This is a genomic window from Pseudomonas sp. GW821-FHT03E01 (genome assembly GCF_059420765.1).
In genome coordinates, this window is sequence record NZ_JBWKUI010000011.1 from 14,688 (window position 1) to 31,413 (window position 16,726).

The following is a 16,726-nucleotide window of genomic DNA, read 5'->3' on the forward strand; positions in this document are numbered from 1 at the left end:
GGGCAGCGGGCGGTGGCAGACGGTTACATCAGCGCCATGACCAGAGGGATGAACGCCTATAATGGTGAGACGGGAGGGTGTCAAGTTCAGGATTTATCTGGACCCGACTACTGGTACGGTTCGTAATTTCCACCCGAGATGAATAAAGGGGTAATGGCGTGAACGAATTGTTTGGGCAGCCCTATGATCGTCGGGATTCGCACTGGGTAATAAAGGCTTACTTTGACAGGATGTACGATGATGGTAGGTTTATCGAGGCGGTAGAGTTTCTTGTTAAAAAATGGGGGTTTAGTACGGATGGTGCGTACTGTGCTTTTCCCGATATGAATAGTTATTTTGAGGAGGATCATTTTGAAGGGGTTAGATTTTCCAGTGGATATATTCTGGAAGAGGATGCATCGGTAATTGTAAGTGATGAAGTGTTTCGTGATTATCTAAAGCTTGCTTGCGATAAGTACCTAAAGTTTCATTCGGGAAATGCAGGGAAGGTACATAAGTTGTTGAGTTGTTTATGTTGAGGTTGGCGTTATGTAAATGCCGTGGGGCCGTTGATTATATTCGGGAAAGAGGAAGTCCAAACTTTTTCTTGCGATAGAAACAGGCGACCCACAGGTCACCCCGAGTAACCGGCAGACCCGAAGGTCTCCCGCGCAAATCTTGAATAATGCGCAATCCCTGTAGGAGCTGCCGGGGAGAAACGGGGACAGACCACGTTTATCCTGAGAATGGCAGAAAATGGGGGCAGACTACGTTTTCTGTGTCGCACTTTAGCGATATGAAATAGCGTTTATACCGCAGAGTACTTGTCTAATTTGACGAAAGGTATGCCGCCTACTCAGGCCGCTGCGAATACTTGGACGGGGCGTCTTGCCGCGAAATATGGCTTTACCAGTGTTCAAGCGCCTGAAACTGGTATGTTTAATGATATAACCACGGTTGTTTTCAAAAAACCATGAAGTGATATTTTGCAGTGGAGGATTTATGCTTGAGGGTATTCTGAGGGGGGAGTTGCCGTGTCAGGTTTTTAGGGACTTGATAGAGGTTGATCCTAAACTTACTAATATACGTCTTAGTGAGATTTTTCATGAGGAATTTATCGATGTTGATAGTCTTGCTATGCAACTTATCTGGCATTGGAGGGGGCCGGGAAAATCTGAAGGGGTTATTGATGAGTCACTAAATGCTGAGCTGTTGGTAATGTTGAAAAGTGCAGGTTATTTGTAGGGGGGGTGCAGATCACGCTTGTTTAGCGGAGAAAAAAGAAAAGGAAAGAAAAGGGGACGGATTTGGCTCGTGCGGTGGCTAGAAAATAAATCCGTCCCCTTTTCCTGTCCATTTTCCTATTGATAAAACACAGCTCCGATACCCGAGTCCACTAGGTAACTGAGAAGGGTTATATGGCATTTTATATAGAGATGGATAAGGTTGTAGAAACTGAAGAGTATGTTGAATACACGTTTGGCCGGAATTTGGAGGTTGGGATAATACGGCTGGGGAAAAAGGATGAAACTATTCATGTTTTGAAAGAGTGTCCTCTGGATGTAAATGGAGAGTGGTCGAAAAGAGCTGCTATGAAGCTAATTCGTCTTTCTAGAGGTGGAAGTTTTCCTGGGAAAACTCAGTGGGCTTCTTAATGAAATAGTTTGAAAAAAAAAGGGCGGATTTATTTGTTTGGTTTTATGCGACGGCCAGAAAATAAATCTGTCTGATTTTGGGATGTGGCAGTCCCCCTATAGCGAACTCAGCGTTTATGACACGCCGCTTTGACAAATATTTTCTCATCAGCCGAACATACGCTTTCAAGGACATTCAGACGTGAAAAGAACCACACTACTAGCACTGACCCTGATTCTGGCATTACCAGGCTGCCATTCCAACGTCCGGGACTCTTCCCCCAGTCTGCTGAAAGACGGTGTCCAGCTGAGTCAGAACAAGGTGGCCGTCGATGCGCAACACGCCAAGATCATCATGAAAGCATCAGGTAACACTACCCCAGTAGAGTTCTCGATCCGCCGCGCATCGGATCCTGACCAGCGTATGGAGGTGCTTGGAACCGTGGTGGATTCAGGTCGGGGCAAGGTCTTCGGCTGGATCGCCAAACTCAACGAAGCGGCCAACAGCGCCACGCTTAAACGCTTCCCACAGCTGGAAGTGCAGGCGGATGCCGATCAGCCATTCCAAGTGTCGGGTTATTCGAATGGCGCAGGTGTTGGGAGTATATATAGCTGCGGTCCGATCAAAACCACTTTCACACCAGAAAAAAGCAAGGTCTATTTGGTGGAGTTCCAGTTTGTTGATAGCCGCTGTGAGCAGCATGTCTACGATATAACTCAGGCTCAGGAACGCATTCCCGTGGCGAGCGTGCCTTCAATGTAAAGTGGCGGTATGAATAATGAGCGAAGACGATATCTATCTGCAACTCGGACAGATTTTGCTGGACACATCCCCCGCGACGGCAATGAAAATCATCGTCGAGGCGGAGCTATCTCCAGAGAACGATCATTGCCAGTTTCTATTTGATTATGTGGATGAGGATGGTAAGTAGGATTGGTTTAGCCCCGTCAGCGCTCAAGTGGATGTGGAATTGTTTGAATGTTTTGTTGAACTTCGAAAAATCTATATTCAGAACGGAATGACGAGTGGGTGTCCGATCTGGAGTGGCTGCGTAATTACATTGGATGTTGCTGTCAGTAAGCTGGCGGTTGAATTTAAATATGATTAGCTTGGGTCGGGACATGAAGGAGGCAGATATATTTGTTTGGGATGGAGTATGGCAAAAACCTTTATTCGTCCTTTGAGTTGTGTATTCCAAACATTGGGCAGGCATTAAAAACGGGCGACTCATAGGTCGCCCGTTTTGTTGAAGTCGGACGTCTGAATGCAATTTACACAACGCCACTTACCTCCTGTGGGATCTTGCTCGCGATAGTGGTGCATCAGTCGAAATCCATGTTGAACGTTAGTCAGTCATCGCGAGCAGGCTCGCTCCGAAAGGGTTGCGATCTACCCACCATGGCAGCAACTAGCTGACACCTTGTCTTCATACCGATCGTGATGCCTCACCCAATCCATGATCTCCTCTTCATTACGCCCCTTAGGCGTGAGGTCGAGGTAGTTGTAGGCACCGACCAGCAGATCCAGGCCTCGGGCATACGTTGAATAGGTATGGAAAATCTCCCCCGCTTCGTTGCGATAAAACACACTGAGCCCAGGGAGTTCTTCCTCTGCGCCGTCGGTCTTTTCGTAGTTGTAGGTGGCTTTTCCGGTGGCAACGTCTTCGGCCCGGGCGCAGACACCGAAGTCGTAGTTGAAGTCGCAGCCTTCAGATGAGACCCAATCGAATTTCCAGCCCATGCGCTGTTTGAACGGTTGGAATTCGGCGAACGGTGCGTGGGAAACCGCGACCACGGCGACGTCGTGGTGGGCCAGGTGTTGGTTGCCGCCGTCGATGTGGTCGGAGAGGAACGAGCAGCCTGGGCAGCCTTCGTCCCAGCCAGCGGCGAACATGAAGTGGTAGACGATCAACTGGCTGCGGCCGCCGAACAGGTCGGTCAGGCTCAGTTCGCCGTTGGAGCCCTGAAAGCGGTAGGGTTTGTCGATTTTTACCCAGGGCAGGGCGCGGCGTTCGGCGCTGAGTTTGTCTCGTTCTTTGGTGAAGGCTTTTTCGTGGGCCAGGTGTTGTTTGCGGGCGGCGAGCCATTCTTCCCGGGACACGACCGGATGAGTCTGAATGTTCATGCTGATTTCTCCTGCTTGCTGTGGCGAAAGTCGATCCGCGCAGAGGGGTAAACCGTCTTACACAGCCTAGTCGTTTGGCCTGCGCTCAAATCGACAGGCCGCCGGTCGGTTGGGGGAAAGAACTCGGCTGAACGGCTGCACTCCCTGTCGGTCACAACCTATGAAGGCCATTTCACTCGTGGGCACTGGAGGTTGATCAGGATGACGACTTATAACTGGGATTTGATCGAGCATTTACTGCACGAAGTGCAGAACAGTGCTGGCCGCAGTTTCACTCCACGGCCTTATGCCGAGCAGTATGCGGCGGCGAAAGCCTCCGCGGGCGAGCCGTTCGAGAATCTGGATCGCCTGAAAACGATGGCCGGTGAGTACGAAAAAATACTGCTGTTGCGGGGGTATATCGAGCCTCGGCCGGAGGATCAGGGTGGCAATGGCGAGAATTACATATTGACACCCCGGGGCTCGAGTTTGTTGAGCCTGATCGACAGCAGCATCCCGGGAAATGAGCATCCGCGCCAGGTGCTGGATGAGCAGGAAGATGCGCTGGATGAATTGACGTTTGATGAAGTGGCGTCGAAGGCTCAGATTGCGTGAAGCTTGCAGCTTTAGAACCTATCCTCGTTGCGCCGCTTTCAGGCATTTCAAATCAGTGAAGTCCTTGCGCATGTCTTCAATCTTATGCAGCAACCGTTGACGCTGAAACGGCGTGCTCTCGGCCATCAAGTCCACCAGCAATGCCCGAGCCTGGGCTTCGGTGTTGGCATAGGCCACACGGTAAGCGGGGGTCCATAAACTCTCGCGATCAACCAGAAGTGTCTCGATTTGCTGTGGGAATTGCGGACTCTGACGTTGCGCGACCGCCGCGCTGAATTGCTGTTGCCAATGGACGCGGTTGGCAATCCATTCTTTGTTCTGATCCCCCAGGGCGCTCGACCAAGCCATCACCCGTTGCTGTTGGGTTGGGCTGAGTGGTCCGAGCCAGGCATTCAGGCGTTTTTCCATGCGCTTGCTTCGCTCTTTGATCTGTTGCTCTAGAGGTGGTTTGAGGTATTCCTCCTGGCGTTTGCGCAGGTCCTTGGCGAAAGCGTCGTTCATTTCCGCGACTTGCTTGTCATCCAGCCCTTGCAACAGTTCGATGGCCGATGGGGTAATTTCCCGGGCGGTTTCGGCGATGGCTTGTTTGGCTTCCTGGGTACGGGCTTGCAGCTCGGCGTCGGTGATCTGGTTTGTCTCGATCATGGTCTGTAAACGATTCAGCCAGTCGAGGTAACCGGGTAATTGTGTGGTGCAGTGCCAGCGCAGGTGTTCCTTGAGCCGCTCGTTCAACCAGTCTTTTTGCTGGCGGTTCATGTCCAGGTAGTCGCTGAGCGTCCAGGGAATGATCACATCGAGGTTGCGGTAAGCCAGGCCCACGCGGGTGCATGCGGCGACGGCGAGGCTGAGCGTGAGGATGACGGTGATCTGTTTCAACCAATGCGACATGGCAAGCCCTTGCGAAGACCTGGTTTTTTATTGGGTTCTTTTATGTGAACGCAGGACGAGCCTGGCAGTTCAGCCGATTAATAGAAGGCGCGTACAGCCTTGAGAGTGACCAGGCCGTCGCATTCGCTATTGTGGCCGGAATAGGCGGAGCAATCGCTGCCGCTCAGGCTTGAGTCACTGTAGATCAAGTCCAGGTCGATACCCATGAACGGCCGGGACAATTTCACCGACCAGTCGGTAAAACTGCCTACATATCCACCGTCAACGGATACCGGCGTATTGAGCTGGTGAGTGGTGTATTTCAGGCTGACCCCGATGCCGAACGGCTGATTGCCACTTAGGTCGGCGAACAGGGTGCTGTTCTGTTTGTCCGGGTCGTTGCTGAAGGCAGCGCCGAAGCGGCTGCCCAGCAGGGTCAGGCCGCCGAACAACTCCTGGCTGTCGAGGGTATCCACTTTGGGATAGCTGTAATGGATCATGCCCACTTCGTAGCCGAGGGAGTGATCGAAGGGCTGTTTAAAGCCCATGTAGGAATCGACTTCAAGGTTGCTCGAAGGACTAAGCCCCATGCTGGGGGACCATTGGCCCACGTAGAAGCCGCTGTCGTGGCTCAGGTCGAGGCCACCGTGGAACGAGCCGGTCGTCGAGGGTTTGACCAGCCCTTGGGCCATGCTGCGGCTGGGGGTGGTGGCGAGTTTGAGATCGAAATCGCCCAATTCGCGCTGGAAGACTTGCGCATGGGCGACGGAACACCACAACAGGCTGGCGAGCAGGAGAAAAAGGGGCTTGAGCATGCGTCACTCCATGAGCTGCGAGGAGCAGGTGGTGAAAACCTGCTGAAACGCTTGATCCAGACACGTGCAAGCATACCGGCGAATGTTCGGCATCGAGGGCCGTTCGTCGATTGTTGAAATATTGATTTGTTTTATGGGGTATTGCTGAAGGGTTCCAGTCCAAGCGCTTCGAAGCTCAAAGCGCTTTGGGACCAGTTAAAGCGGGGGAATTACTTTTTGCCCAGCGTGATCTGCTTGGACGGGCCGAACGTCTGGCCGCTGACGCCTTTGGCAATTTGCTGGATCTCGCCACCGGACTTGAGGAACGCAGCGATCTGATTGTTGATCGATTCGCTGGTTTCAACGGCTGGAGCTGGCTTTGCTTTGCTGTTGGATGCTTTTACACGCATGGCGGCCATTAACCTGTAGAAATTAACTTGGCCAGGCATCGTACAGGAAATACTTGACAATTGCTTGGTAAATATCCTCCCGAAATACACACGGCAGGTGCGCGAATAATCGCAAGTTATTATTTGGAATAGTCCCCTAAGCTGCTGTTTTAACTAAAAACCTCAGTGGGGAAATAGTGCTTTTCGGATGGGCTGGCCACCGTCCAGACCACCCGAACGGCCTGACGAGCGGCCAAACACGCCCGCCAAACCCAGGGAAATTAGGGCCTTGCGTGGATTTTCTCGCGCCACCGGGCCGGCCCGCCGAACGCCGCCCGCAAAACCGGGTAGAATGCCGCCCACGCAATGAGGGTATTGGACATGGCTTTAGTCGGGCGTTACAACAGTTTGCAAGTGGTTAAACACACTAACTTCGGTTTATATCTGGACGGTGGCGCGGATGGCGAAATCCTTCTGCCTAATCGTTATATTCCCAAAGATATTCCCAGCGAAGATGAAGATTGGCTCAACGTTTTTATTTATCTGGACAGCGATGACAAACTTATCGCCACCACCGAAAAGCCGAAAGTTCAGGTCGGTGAATTCGCCAGTTTGAAAGTCGTTGAAGTCAACAGCATCGGCGTGTTCCTGGATTGGGGGTTGCCGAAGGATCTGCTGCTGCCGTATTCCGAAGAAAAGCGCCAGATGACTGCCGGCGAGTATGTCGTGGTGCACGTCTACCTCGACAAACACACCCGGCGCATCACCGCGACGGCACGTCTGGACCGTTATCTGGACAAGACCCCGGCCAACTACACCCCGGGCCAGGAAGTTGATTTGCTGGTAGCCGAAGCGACCGATATGGGCTTCAAGGCAATCATCAACAACAAGCACTGGGGCTTGATCCACAAGAACGAAATCTTCAAGTTCATGCGCGCCGGTAAAGAAGAGAAGGGCTTTATCAAAGAAGTCCGTGCCGACGGCAAGATCAGCTTGAGCCTGCAGCCGGTGGGCGAAGCCGCTGCCACCAGTCTGAACTCGAAGATTCTCGCCAAGTTGCGCGACAACAACGGCACCCTGCCAGTCAGCGACAAGAGCGACCCGACACTGATCAGCAGTATGTTCGGCGTCAGCAAGGGCAACTTCAAAAAGGCCATCGGTGCGTTGTACAAGAACGGCCAGATCGTCATTCACGCTGATCGTATCGAACTCAGCTGACCTGCACCGGCCCCGGTAGGCGCTACCGCAGGTTGTGATCAAAAAAGGATCCAGCCTACGGTAGCCTTCTGCGTAGCAGTCACCCATCTCTTTGTATACATAACGCCCTGCACCGTTTGCAGGCGCGGACGCCCTGTTCATGGGCATTATCACCCCCTCTACGACTTGAAAGCTGTGCTCTGAACAGGGTTGGAAGCCAGATTTGTCACACCTTTAGATCATATGGCACGCATTCTGCGTAGCAACTCGTATACAAACCATGCCGGCTCCCGTACGCAGTGTGGTTGCTGCATCAATCCCGGGGGCCGCGCCTGTACTTTCGAGGAGCCCCGCGATGACCGAACGATTGCCCAATGGCTACAGCCCGCGCCTGTATAACCAGGACCTGGGGCCACTGCCGCAGACATGGAATTGGTACAACATCTTTGCCTTCTGGATGAGCGACGTGCACAGCGTCGGCGGCTATGTGTTCGCCGCCAGCTTGTTTGCGCTTGGGCTGGCCAGTTGGCAGGTGTTGATTGCCTTGCTCGGCGGGATTTGCATCGTGCAGTTGATCGCCAACCTGGTGGCCAGGCCGAGTCAGCAAGCCGCGGTGCCTTACCCGGTGATCTGCCGACTGGCGTTCGGGGTGTTCGGGGCGAATATTCCTGCGGTTATTCGCGGCCTGATTGCGGTGGCCTGGTACGGGATTCAAACGTACCTGGCGTCCAGTGCACTCATCATCGTCGTGCTGCGGTTTTTTCCTTCGATGGCGACCTACGCCGAACCGCACTTTGCCGGTTTGTCCTACCTCGGCTGGTTCGGTTTCCTCAGCCTGTGGTTCGTCCAGGCGCTGGTGTTCTGGACCGGCATGGAGTCGATCCGCCGCTTCATCGACTGGGCCGGCCCCGTGGTGTACGGCGTGATGTTCCTGCTCGCCGGCTGGATCGTCTGGCAGGCCGGCTGGAGCAATATCAGCTTCACCCTGGCGGAAAAGTCCTTGTCTGGCTGGGAAGCCTTCGGCCAGGTGATCGTGGCAACGGCATTGGTGGTGTCGTACTTTTCCGGTCCGACCCTGAACTTCGGTGATTTCAGTCGCTACTGCCGCAGCATGAATGACGTGCGTCGCGGCAATTTCTGGGGGCTGCCGGTAAACTTTCTGGCGTTCTCGCTGGTGACCGTGGTGATCGTTTCCGGCACCTTGCCGGTGTTCGGTGAAATGCTTCACGACCCTATCGCCACCGTGGCGCGCATCGACAACAGCGTGGCGGTGCTGCTCGGCGCCTTTGCCTTTGTCACCGCGACCATCGGCATCAACATCGTCGCCAACTTCGTGTCCCCGGCGTTCGACTTCGCCAACGTCGCCCCAAGCAAAATCAGTTGGCGTGCGGGTGGCATGATCGCCGCCGTGGCATCAATCTTCATCACCCCGTGGAACCTGTTCAACAACCCCGAAGTGATCCACTACACCCTCGATGTGCTGGCGGCGTTCATCGGCCCGCTGTTCGGGATTCTGTTGGTGGATTACTACCTGATCAAAAAACAGAAGATCGACGTCGATGCGCTGTTCAATGACGGCCCGAGCGGGCGTTATTACTACAGCGGCGGGATCAACTGGACGGCGGTCAAGGCGTTGATTCCTGCCACCCTGATGGGCGTTGCGATCACTTTCATCCCGGTGTTGCAGCCGATGGCCAACTTCGCCTGGTTCACCGGCTGCTTCCTCGGCGGCGTCCTGTACTTCGCACTGGCCAGGCGCGAGCAGGCACAGCAATCGGCGGCGCTGGTCATCGCTGGATGACGTACGTGGCGATTTAAAGGTCTTTTGCAGACACCTTTTTCTGTCCATCTGGTTAATAATCGACAGCATAATTTTTCGCCCCGGCACCCTCTGTTCAGCAGGAAGGCCGGGGCTTTGCTTTTACTGTCGAGTCACTGCCATGGATTGTGTTGTCGAGGTGTTCCGGTGAGCGCCACCCGGCGTAGCGCCGATGGGTTTGCCCTGCAAGTGATGGTCGGGCTGTGCCTGATCTGGGGTGTGCAACAGGTGATGATCAAATGGGCGGCGTCCGACATCGCGCCGGTCATGCAGGCGGCGGGGCGGTCGGGTATTTCCGCGTTGCTTGTAGGATTATTGATCTGCTGGAAGGGCGGTTGGGATCAGGTCGGGACTACCTGGCGCGGCGGCTTGCTGGCCGGCGCGTTGTTTGGCCTGGAGTTCTTCTTCATTGCCGAAGGTCTGCAACTGACTACGGCGGCGCATATGTCGGTATTTCTCTACACCGCGCCGATCTTTACCGCGTTGGGCGTGCATTGGTTGCTGCCGAGTGAGCGTTTAAGACCGGTGCAGTGGCTGGGGATTTTTCTGGCGTTCATTGGCATTGCCATTGCGTTTGCCGGTGGTGTGTCCTGGGACAATCTTGACCACCGCATGTTGATGGGCGATGCCCTGGGTGTGCTGGCCGGCGCGTCGTGGGGCGCGACCACCGTGGTGGTGCGCGCCTCGCGCCTGTCGGAAGCGCCGGTGACCCTGACGCTGTTTTATCAACTGATCGTCGGCTTCGTCGGCCTGCTGCTGATTGCGATCCTCAGTGGTCAGGTCACCCATGTCAGCCTGACCACGGTGGCGGTGGCCAGCGTGCTGTTTCAGGGATTGGTGGTGTCGTTCTTCAGCTACCTGACGTGGTTCTGGCTACTGCGCCGTTACCTGGCGGCGAACCTCGCGGTGTTTTCGTTCATGACGCCGTTGTTCGGCGTCACGTTCGGCGTGGTGCTGCTGGGTGAAGAGCTGAGCCTGAACTTTGTGATCGGCGCGGTACTGGTTTTGCTCGGGATCACTTTTGTGAGCGCAGAGCAGTGGGTGCGCCGTCGTTTGCGCAAAGCACTTGGGCAACCCTGATCGGGCGCAGCAACAAGCCTGCGGCAATGATAAAACCGCCGCCGGCGATCACCAGCGCGGGTTGCAAGCCACCGCTGAAATGGCTGCTCAACGCGGCTAGCAACGGCCCGCTGAGCTGACCCACGGCGAAGCACGCGGTCAGCAGCCCGGCATTGCGCTGGGTGGCGTGGGGCGCCAGTTCCCGGGAGCGCTGCATCACCAGTTGCATGCAGGCCAGGAATGGCCCGCCACACAGGATCACCCCCAGCGCCAGTCCGGCGCCGCTGCCCAACAGGCAAGCAAACACACCGGCGGCCTGTAGCCACAGCGTTGCCATCAGCCAATTTCGAGTAGCGTTCGGGGAGTGCCGACGCAGGCTCACCAACACGACCCCGGTCGCCGCCGCCAGACCAAAGCACGGCCAGAACAGATCGGCTTGCCATTGCCCATGGAACTGCGCGCTGGCCATTTGTGAGAGGAAAGTGGCCGGGATGATGTAGCCCAGACCGTACAACCCATAGATTACCGGTAAGCGTCCGACGCCTTGGGCGGCCGACTTGGTGGCAAGCGGTATCACCGTTGAAGTGGCGGCCGGCTGCGGCAGGAACGGCAGAATCGCCAGCAGCATCACCAGCCCGACAGCGGCATACACCAACCACAAGGTCGCGGACGTTTGCCCCAGCAGGTTCGAGCCCAAGGCCAACAACCCTGTCAGAAAAATCCCCAGACCCGGTCCGGCAAACACCAAGGCGCCGAGTCGCGGACGACCGGCCGCCGCTGCCAGCGGTTGGCTCAACGCGGTAATCATCACCAGCACCCAGGCACTGGCCACGCCCGTGCCGAAACGCAGCGCCAGATGCGCCCAGAACCCGTTGGCCCAGAACGAGGCCAGGGTCAGCAATACACACAACCACAAACCGCCGAGCAGGCGCCTGCGAACCTGATCGGGGCGACGGGCGAACATCGCATCCACCGCGCCGGCGAAGTAACCAAGGTAGTTGGCGGCAGCAATCAGACCAGCGGCAGTCAGGTCGATCTGACCTTCGCTGAGCAAGTGCGGCAGTTGTGGGGTGAGGGCGAAACGCCCGATGCCCATGGCCATCATCAGGGCGACAAAGCTGGCGGTTAAGCGAATCAGCGGGGACATGGTCTGAGTTCCGTTTCGAGGATCAATGACCGTCAGGCTAGGACTGATTGACTTTCTTTAAAAATGAATAATAGTGAGAAACTTGTTCTGATTTGGAGAATGGCGTGGAATTCAGCCAATTGCGGATCTTCCAAGCGGTGGCGGAAGAGGGCTCCATTACGCGAGCCGCCGAACGCCTGCATCGCGTGCCCTCCAACCTGTCGACCCGGCTTAAACAGCTCGAAGAGCAACTGGGTGTCGAATTGTTCGTACGCGAGCGTCAGCGTTTGCAGTTATCACCTGCGGGAAAAGTCCTGCTGGACTACACCACCAAGCTGTTCGCCTTGCATGACGAAGCTCACGCGGCGGTGCAGGGCGGGCAACCGGCCGGGGATTTCGTACTGGGCACCATGTACAGCACCGCCGCGATTCACTTGCCAGAGCTGTTGGCGCGTTATCACCGCCGCTACCCGGCGGTGAACCTGCAAGTGCAGTCGGGCCCCAGCGGTGAACTGCTCGAAGGGTTGCTCACCGGGCGCCTCGATGCGGCGCTGGTGGACGGCCCGCTGGAACTGGCCGGGCTCGACGGCGTGCCGTTGTGCGACGAACGGCTGGTGTTGATCAGCGAGGCCGATCATCCGCCGGTGCGCAGTGCGCTGGATGTCGAAGGGCGTTCGGTGTTCACGTTTCGCCAGGGCTGCTCCTACCGGATGCGCCTGGAAGCCTGGTTTGCCCATGACCATGCGGCTATGGGCCGAGCCATGGAGATCGAGTCTTATCCGGGAATGCTGGCCTGCGTGATTGCCGGCTCTGGCGTGGCGCTGATGTCGGAGTCGATGCTCGCCAGTCTGCCGGGGCGTGAAAGCGTGGCGGTGCACCCGTTGGCCGAGCCGTTTGCCAGCGCGACCACCTGGCTGATGTGGCGCAAAGGCATGGTCGGGGCCAACCTGAATGCATGGATCGAGCAGCAGCAGGCGGTGTATCCGTCGACCATGGTCCAGGCCCAGTCAATTTCTTGAACTAACGTCCAAGGATTTGGATCAATTCAGTAACAGATCATTGCGATCTTGAGCGAGCATTGCGTAGGACTTCGGACTATTATCAGTGCGAAGGGGCTACAGAACTTCGGCCGCTCGGCACGACCCTGAAGGGGGGCATCATGAAAGAGAAAATCCAAAACTGGCTGCATGACCTGGGTGTCGCACTCGGTTTGATTGAACCGCCTCTGCAACCGGTGCCAATTCGCACTGATGACGAACAACGTCGCCGCCAGCAGCGCCGTCGGTAAGTCTGGCAAATCACCTGTGGCGAGGGAGCTTGCTCCCGCTGGGGCGCGCAGCGGCCCCATTCATCGCCACTCAGGTGGGTCAGCTTGAGCGCGAGTGCAGCTTGCGATTGCTGCGCAATCGAGCGGGAGCAAGCTCCCTCGCCACAGAGGTTCGTTCGGCCCATCGGATGTATTTAGCAATCCGTTTCAATACCGCCCAATCTCAATCAAAAACCGGGTCAAGTCATTCGCCGTCCTGGCAGTCTTGAGAATCCGGTCTTCTTCGGCGGTAAACGCCGTCAACCCCAACTGATCCTCCAGGCGGAAGATCAGCTCTTCAATATCCTCTTTGTCCAAGCCCAACTGCATCAGGTTGGTGTTGTCGTCGAAGTCATCCTGGTTTTCCAGCAGGCGGCGGATGCGACGATGCACGGCGGCACGAACGGCGGCTCTTGTCATGAGGTCCTTCTTCGAGAACGTTATGAGGTCCCTGACGCTGAGTACAGCAGGCTTCAGGCGTGTCGGCGCTGCCACTCGTCAATCATCGAGCGCAGATACTCTCCGGAAGGCTACCGAAATGCGTTCGATCTTGAACCACTGATCGCGGCTGACGATCTTCATGGGCAAATTCCTTCAGGCGAAAAAAAACGGGTGTGGCAACCGACGCCACACCCGCCGAAGAAAGCATCAGGTCGTTATAGAAGTCTTAGGCAGCGCTCGCCACTACGGCCGGGCGACGGGACAGAAGGCTGACCACCACGAAACTCACCAGGCCCACGCCGAGGCTGTAGTAGATCGGAGTATTGGCGTCCATACCGTCCTTGATCATGAACAGCAGCGCAGTGGCAAAGCCCAGGCCCATGCTGGCGATGGCGCCGGCGGTGTTTGCGCGTTTCCAGAAGATCGCGCCGATCAGCGGGATCAGCATGCCGCCCACCAACAGGTTGTAAGCCAGGGTCAGCGCGCTGATCACGTCATGTACGACCAGAGCGATGCCGAGTACGACGATGCCGGTCAACAGAGTGAACAGGCGGTTCATGCCCAGGCTCGACTGTTTGCCTCCACGCAGTTTCGGCAGCAGGTCTTCGGTCAGTGTGGTGGCAGCGGCGAGCAGGCCGGCGCTGGCGGTGGACATCATGGCCGCCAGGGCCGCGGCGATCACCAGACCGCGGATACCGTCCGGCAGGGACAGTTTGACGATGGCGGCGAAAGCGTTGTTGACGTTGTCCAGGTCCGGGATCAGCACGTGAGCGGCCATGCCGATCAGGGCGCAGGCCAGGCCGTAAAGGATGCAGTAGAAGCCTGCGAAGGTACCGGCGACCTGAGCCACTTTGGCGCTCTTGACGGTGAACACACGCTGCCAGATGTCTTGGCCGATCAGGATCCCGAAGAAGTAGATCATGAAGTAGGTGATGATGGTGTCCCAGCCAATCGTGGTGAAGCTGAAGGCAGTGGCCGGCAGTTTCAACACCAATTCATCCCAGCCGCCAACGCGGTACAGGCAGATCGGCAACAGGATGAACATCAGGCCCACGGTCTTGATCACGAACTGGACGATGTCGGTCAAGGTCAGGGACCACATGCCGCCGATGGCCGAGTAGATCACCACCACGCCACCGCCGAGCAATACCGAGACCCAGAACGGCAGGCCGAACAGCACTTGCAGCACGGTGCCGATTGCCAGGATCGAAACTACGCCGATCATCAGCGCATACGCCAGCATGATCACCGCGCTCGCGGAGCGGGCCATCGGGTTGTAGCGTTTTTCCAGCACTTGGGTAACGGTGTAGATTTTCAGTTTCAGCAGCGGTTTGGCGAGGAACAGGTTCAGCGCCACGATCCCGCAGCCGAGTGCCGCGCACAGCCAGAAACCGGAGATGCCATGGACGTAGCCCAGGCGCACGGTGCCGACGGTGGACGCGCCGCCCAGAACGGTGGCGGCCATGGTGCCCATGTACATGCTCGGGCCGAGGTTGCGACCGGCGACCAAAAAGTCTTCGTTGGTCTTGGCCTTGCGCATGCCGTAATAGCCGAGCATCAGCATCGCGGCGGCGTAGATGAGTACGACGAATAAATCCAAAGCCATGATGGCGTGTCTCCGATTGTCTTTTTTATGGTGAGGCTGAATAGCAATATGGCCATGAGACCGCTTTTTGTGGCGAGGGAGCTTGCTCCCGCTGGGCTGCGAAGCATCCCCAAATCCTGCAACCAGGTTTCTTCTGGAGAACGCCATTAACCTGTTTTGCGACTGCTGCGCAGTCGAGCGGGAGCAAGCTCCCTCGCCACGGAAGTTCTGTTGACCACCGTGTTGAATCAGGCGGCTTGTCGCATCGCCGGTTTACCGAGCGAATCCGTGCCCTTGCTGCGTGCATCGTTGGGGCCGAACACCGTGGCCGATTCCGGGAACAGGCTCAGCAGCGTCAGGTACACCAGCGAAGCCAGGCCGAGGGTTACCGGCAGGCTGATGTCGATCCCGCCGGCCAGATTGCCGAGCGGCCCGACAAACTGCCCCGGCAGGTTCACGAAGCACAAACCGACCGCGGCACTCGGGATCCAGGCGCCCAGACCACGCCAGTTCCAGCCGTGGGTGAACCAGTAGCGGCCACCTTTTTCGCCACGGGTGAACACTTGCAGGTCATCCGGGCAGTAAAAGCCGCGACGCACCAGCAGGCCGATGATCATGATCACCATCCATGGGGTGGTGCAGGTGATGATCAGCACGGCGAAGGTCGACACGCTCTGCACCAGGTTCGCTGCAAAGCGCCCGATGAAGATGAAGGCAATCGACATCACGCCGATCAGCAGCGTCGCTTTAACCCGCGACAGGACCCGTGGAAACACACTGGACATGTCCAGCCCGGTGCCATACAGCGACGTGGTGCCGGTGGACATGCCGCCAATCACCGCAATCAGGCACACCGGCAGGAAGAACCAGCTCGGCGATACCGCCAGCAGGCCGCCGACGTAGTTGTTGGCCGCGATGTAGTCCGGTGCCTTGATCGCTACGATGGTGGCGGTGGCCAGGCCGAACAGGAACGGGATGAAGGTCGCGATCTGCGAGATCACCACGGCAGCCATGATCCGGCGCTTGGAGGTGTCACGCGGGATGTAGCGCGACCAGTCGCCGAGGAACGCCCCGAAGGAAATCGGGTTACTCATCGCCACCAGCGCAGCGCCGATGAAAGCCGCCCAGAAACCCGGTTGACCGAGGCTGACGCTGCCGGCGTAGTTCACATCGAAAGGACCGGCGAAGGCGAAGACGCCCAGCAGAAACAGCAGGCTGGCGCTCCACACGGCGATCTTGTTGACCCACAGCAGGAAGCGGAAGCCGTAGATGCACACCGTCAGCACCAGGATCGCGAACAGACCGTAGGCCAGGCCCAGGGTCAGGTCGGTTTCCGGCAGGCCGATCAGGCGTTTCGCACCACCGATCAACGCATCACCCGAACTCCATACCGAGAGCGAGAAGAAGGCGATAGCGGTCAACAGCGACAGGAACGAACCGACGATCCGCCCGTGCACGCCGAAGTGCGCACCGGACGACACGGCGTTGTTGGTGCCATTGAGTGGACCGAACAGGCCCATCGGCGCGAGGATCAGCGAGCCCAGCAACACGCCCAGCACAATCGCCCAGACGCCCGCCTGAAAAGACAGGCCGAACAGTACCGGGAAACTGCCGAGCACGGCGGTGGCGAAGGTGTTGGAACCGCCGAAGATCATCCGGAACAAGTCCGTCGGGCCTGCGGTGCGTTCGTTGTCCGGGATCTGCTCGACCCCGTAGGTTTCAATTTGCGTAAGGCTTTGGTCTTTGTTGTTGTTATTCATGATCTGCTCCGATCATAAAGGCGCGCTCATCGTGCGTGAGCGTCACCTGTT

At 56.9% G+C, this 16,726-nt stretch carries 18 protein-coding genes; 10 read left to right on the forward strand and 8 right to left on the reverse strand.

Features of this window, described 5'->3' with window-relative positions; genetic code table 11:
- The first annotated feature begins 158 nt into the window (after window positions 1-158).
- The 4 genes from cdiI (at window position 159) to AC07VO_RS18920 (ending at window position 2,545) form a co-directional block, all read left to right on the forward strand.
- Window positions 159-518, forward strand: a complete 360-nt coding sequence (gene cdiI, locus AC07VO_RS18905; RefSeq protein WP_086946458.1) for a ribonuclease toxin immunity protein CdiI — start codon at window positions 159-161, stop codon at window positions 516-518.
- Between the two features lie 879 nt (window positions 519-1,397).
- A complete protein-coding gene (locus tag AC07VO_RS18910; RefSeq protein WP_086946456.1) occupies window positions 1,398-1,634 on the forward strand; it encodes a hypothetical protein in 237 nt (78 codons plus the stop codon).
- Window positions 1,635-1,815: 181 nt separating this feature from the next.
- Window positions 1,816-2,376, forward strand: coding sequence for a hypothetical protein (locus AC07VO_RS18915; protein WP_064619629.1), 561 nt, complete (start codon window positions 1,816-1,818; stop codon window positions 2,374-2,376).
- Window positions 2,377-2,392: 16 nt separating this feature from the next.
- On the forward strand, window positions 2,393-2,545 hold the full coding sequence (locus tag AC07VO_RS18920; RefSeq protein ID WP_225609302.1) for a hypothetical protein: 153 nt from the start codon (window positions 2,393-2,395) through the stop codon (window positions 2,543-2,545).
- Window positions 2,546-3,003: 458 nt separating this feature from the next.
- On the opposite strand, the gene AC07VO_RS18925 is transcribed toward AC07VO_RS18920, so the two are convergent.
- Complete coding sequence (locus AC07VO_RS18925; protein ID WP_086946455.1) at window positions 3,004-3,738, reverse strand: DUF899 domain-containing protein; 735 nt, start codon at window positions 3,736-3,738, stop codon at window positions 3,004-3,006.
- Between the two features lie 201 nt (window positions 3,739-3,939).
- On the opposite strand from AC07VO_RS18925, the gene AC07VO_RS18930 reads away from it, so the two are divergent.
- Window positions 3,940-4,332 carry a hypothetical protein gene (locus AC07VO_RS18930; RefSeq protein ID WP_018929896.1) on the forward strand — a complete coding sequence of 131 codons (393 nt, stop codon included), beginning with the start codon at window positions 3,940-3,942 and terminating at the stop codon, window positions 4,330-4,332.
- A gap of 18 nt (window positions 4,333-4,350) precedes the next feature.
- On the opposite strand, the gene AC07VO_RS18935 is transcribed toward AC07VO_RS18930, so the two are convergent.
- The 3 genes from AC07VO_RS18935 to AC07VO_RS18945 all read right to left on the reverse strand — a co-directional run bounded on the left by AC07VO_RS18935 (window position 4,351) and on the right by AC07VO_RS18945 (window position 6,412).
- A complete protein-coding gene (locus tag AC07VO_RS18935) occupies window positions 4,351-5,220 on the reverse strand; it encodes a DUF6279 family lipoprotein (protein ID WP_310398352.1) in 870 nt (289 codons plus the stop codon).
- A gap of 77 nt (window positions 5,221-5,297) precedes the next feature.
- Complete coding sequence (locus AC07VO_RS18940) at window positions 5,298-6,014, reverse strand: TorF family putative porin (protein ID WP_086946453.1); 717 nt, start codon at window positions 6,012-6,014, stop codon at window positions 5,298-5,300.
- A gap of 209 nt (window positions 6,015-6,223) precedes the next feature.
- On the reverse strand, window positions 6,224-6,412 hold the full coding sequence (locus tag AC07VO_RS18945; protein ID WP_017337097.1) for a PFL_1563 family small protein: 189 nt from the start codon (window positions 6,410-6,412) through the stop codon (window positions 6,224-6,226).
- Window positions 6,413-6,763: 351 nt separating this feature from the next.
- Here AC07VO_RS18945 and AC07VO_RS18950 point away from each other — a divergent pair, with 351 nt between their 5' ends.
- The 3 genes from AC07VO_RS18950 (at window position 6,764) to AC07VO_RS18960 (ending at window position 10,478) form a co-directional block, all read left to right on the forward strand.
- Entirely contained in the window at window positions 6,764-7,600 is an 837-nt protein-coding gene (locus tag AC07VO_RS18950) for a CvfB family protein (protein WP_007942143.1), read from the forward strand.
- Window positions 7,601-7,934: 334 nt separating this feature from the next.
- Window positions 7,935-9,380, forward strand: coding sequence for an NCS1 family nucleobase:cation symporter-1 (locus AC07VO_RS18955; protein ID WP_086946452.1), 1,446 nt, complete (start codon window positions 7,935-7,937; stop codon window positions 9,378-9,380).
- Window positions 9,381-9,545: 165 nt separating this feature from the next.
- Complete coding sequence (locus AC07VO_RS18960) at window positions 9,546-10,478, forward strand: DMT family transporter (protein WP_064619614.1); 933 nt, start codon at window positions 9,546-9,548, stop codon at window positions 10,476-10,478.
- Here AC07VO_RS18960 and AC07VO_RS18965 read toward each other — a convergent pair.
- Window positions 10,414-11,604, reverse strand: coding sequence for an MFS transporter (locus AC07VO_RS18965; RefSeq protein WP_086946451.1), 1,191 nt, complete (start codon window positions 11,602-11,604; stop codon window positions 10,414-10,416). The two genes, AC07VO_RS18960 and AC07VO_RS18965, sit on opposite strands and share 65 nt — an antisense overlap.
- Window positions 11,605-11,708: 104 nt before the next feature.
- On the opposite strand from AC07VO_RS18965, the gene ptrR reads away from it, so the two are divergent.
- Both ptrR and AC07VO_RS18975 read left to right on the forward strand, forming a co-directional pair.
- Window positions 11,709-12,602 (forward strand): putrescine utilization regulator PtrR, encoded by an 894-nt coding sequence (gene ptrR, locus AC07VO_RS18970; RefSeq protein ID WP_086946450.1) that lies wholly within the window; start codon window positions 11,709-11,711, stop codon window positions 12,600-12,602.
- 140 nt (window positions 12,603-12,742) lie between these two features.
- Window positions 12,743-12,871 carry a PA1414 family protein gene (locus AC07VO_RS18975; protein ID WP_007914492.1) on the forward strand — a complete coding sequence of 43 codons (129 nt, stop codon included), beginning with the start codon at window positions 12,743-12,745 and terminating at the stop codon, window positions 12,869-12,871.
- A 186-nt stretch (window positions 12,872-13,057) separates the two neighbouring features.
- On the opposite strand, the gene AC07VO_RS18980 is transcribed toward AC07VO_RS18975, so the two are convergent.
- The 3 genes from AC07VO_RS18980 to AC07VO_RS18990 form a co-directional block, all read right to left on the reverse strand.
- The gene (locus AC07VO_RS18980) at window positions 13,058-13,309 is read right to left on the reverse strand and encodes a phosphopantetheine-containing protein (protein ID WP_026345692.1); all 252 of its coding nucleotides are present in this window, start codon (window positions 13,307-13,309) and stop codon (window positions 13,058-13,060) included.
- 247 nt (window positions 13,310-13,556) lie between these two features.
- Window positions 13,557-14,936, reverse strand: coding sequence for a sodium:solute symporter family protein (locus tag AC07VO_RS18985; protein WP_018929904.1), 1,380 nt, complete (start codon window positions 14,934-14,936; stop codon window positions 13,557-13,559).
- A gap of 227 nt (window positions 14,937-15,163) precedes the next feature.
- Window positions 15,164-16,675: a purine-cytosine permease family protein gene (locus AC07VO_RS18990; protein ID WP_064619606.1), complete on the reverse strand. Its 1,512-nt coding sequence runs from the start codon at window positions 16,673-16,675 to the stop codon at window positions 15,164-15,166.
- Window positions 16,676-16,726: the final 51 nt, after the last annotated feature.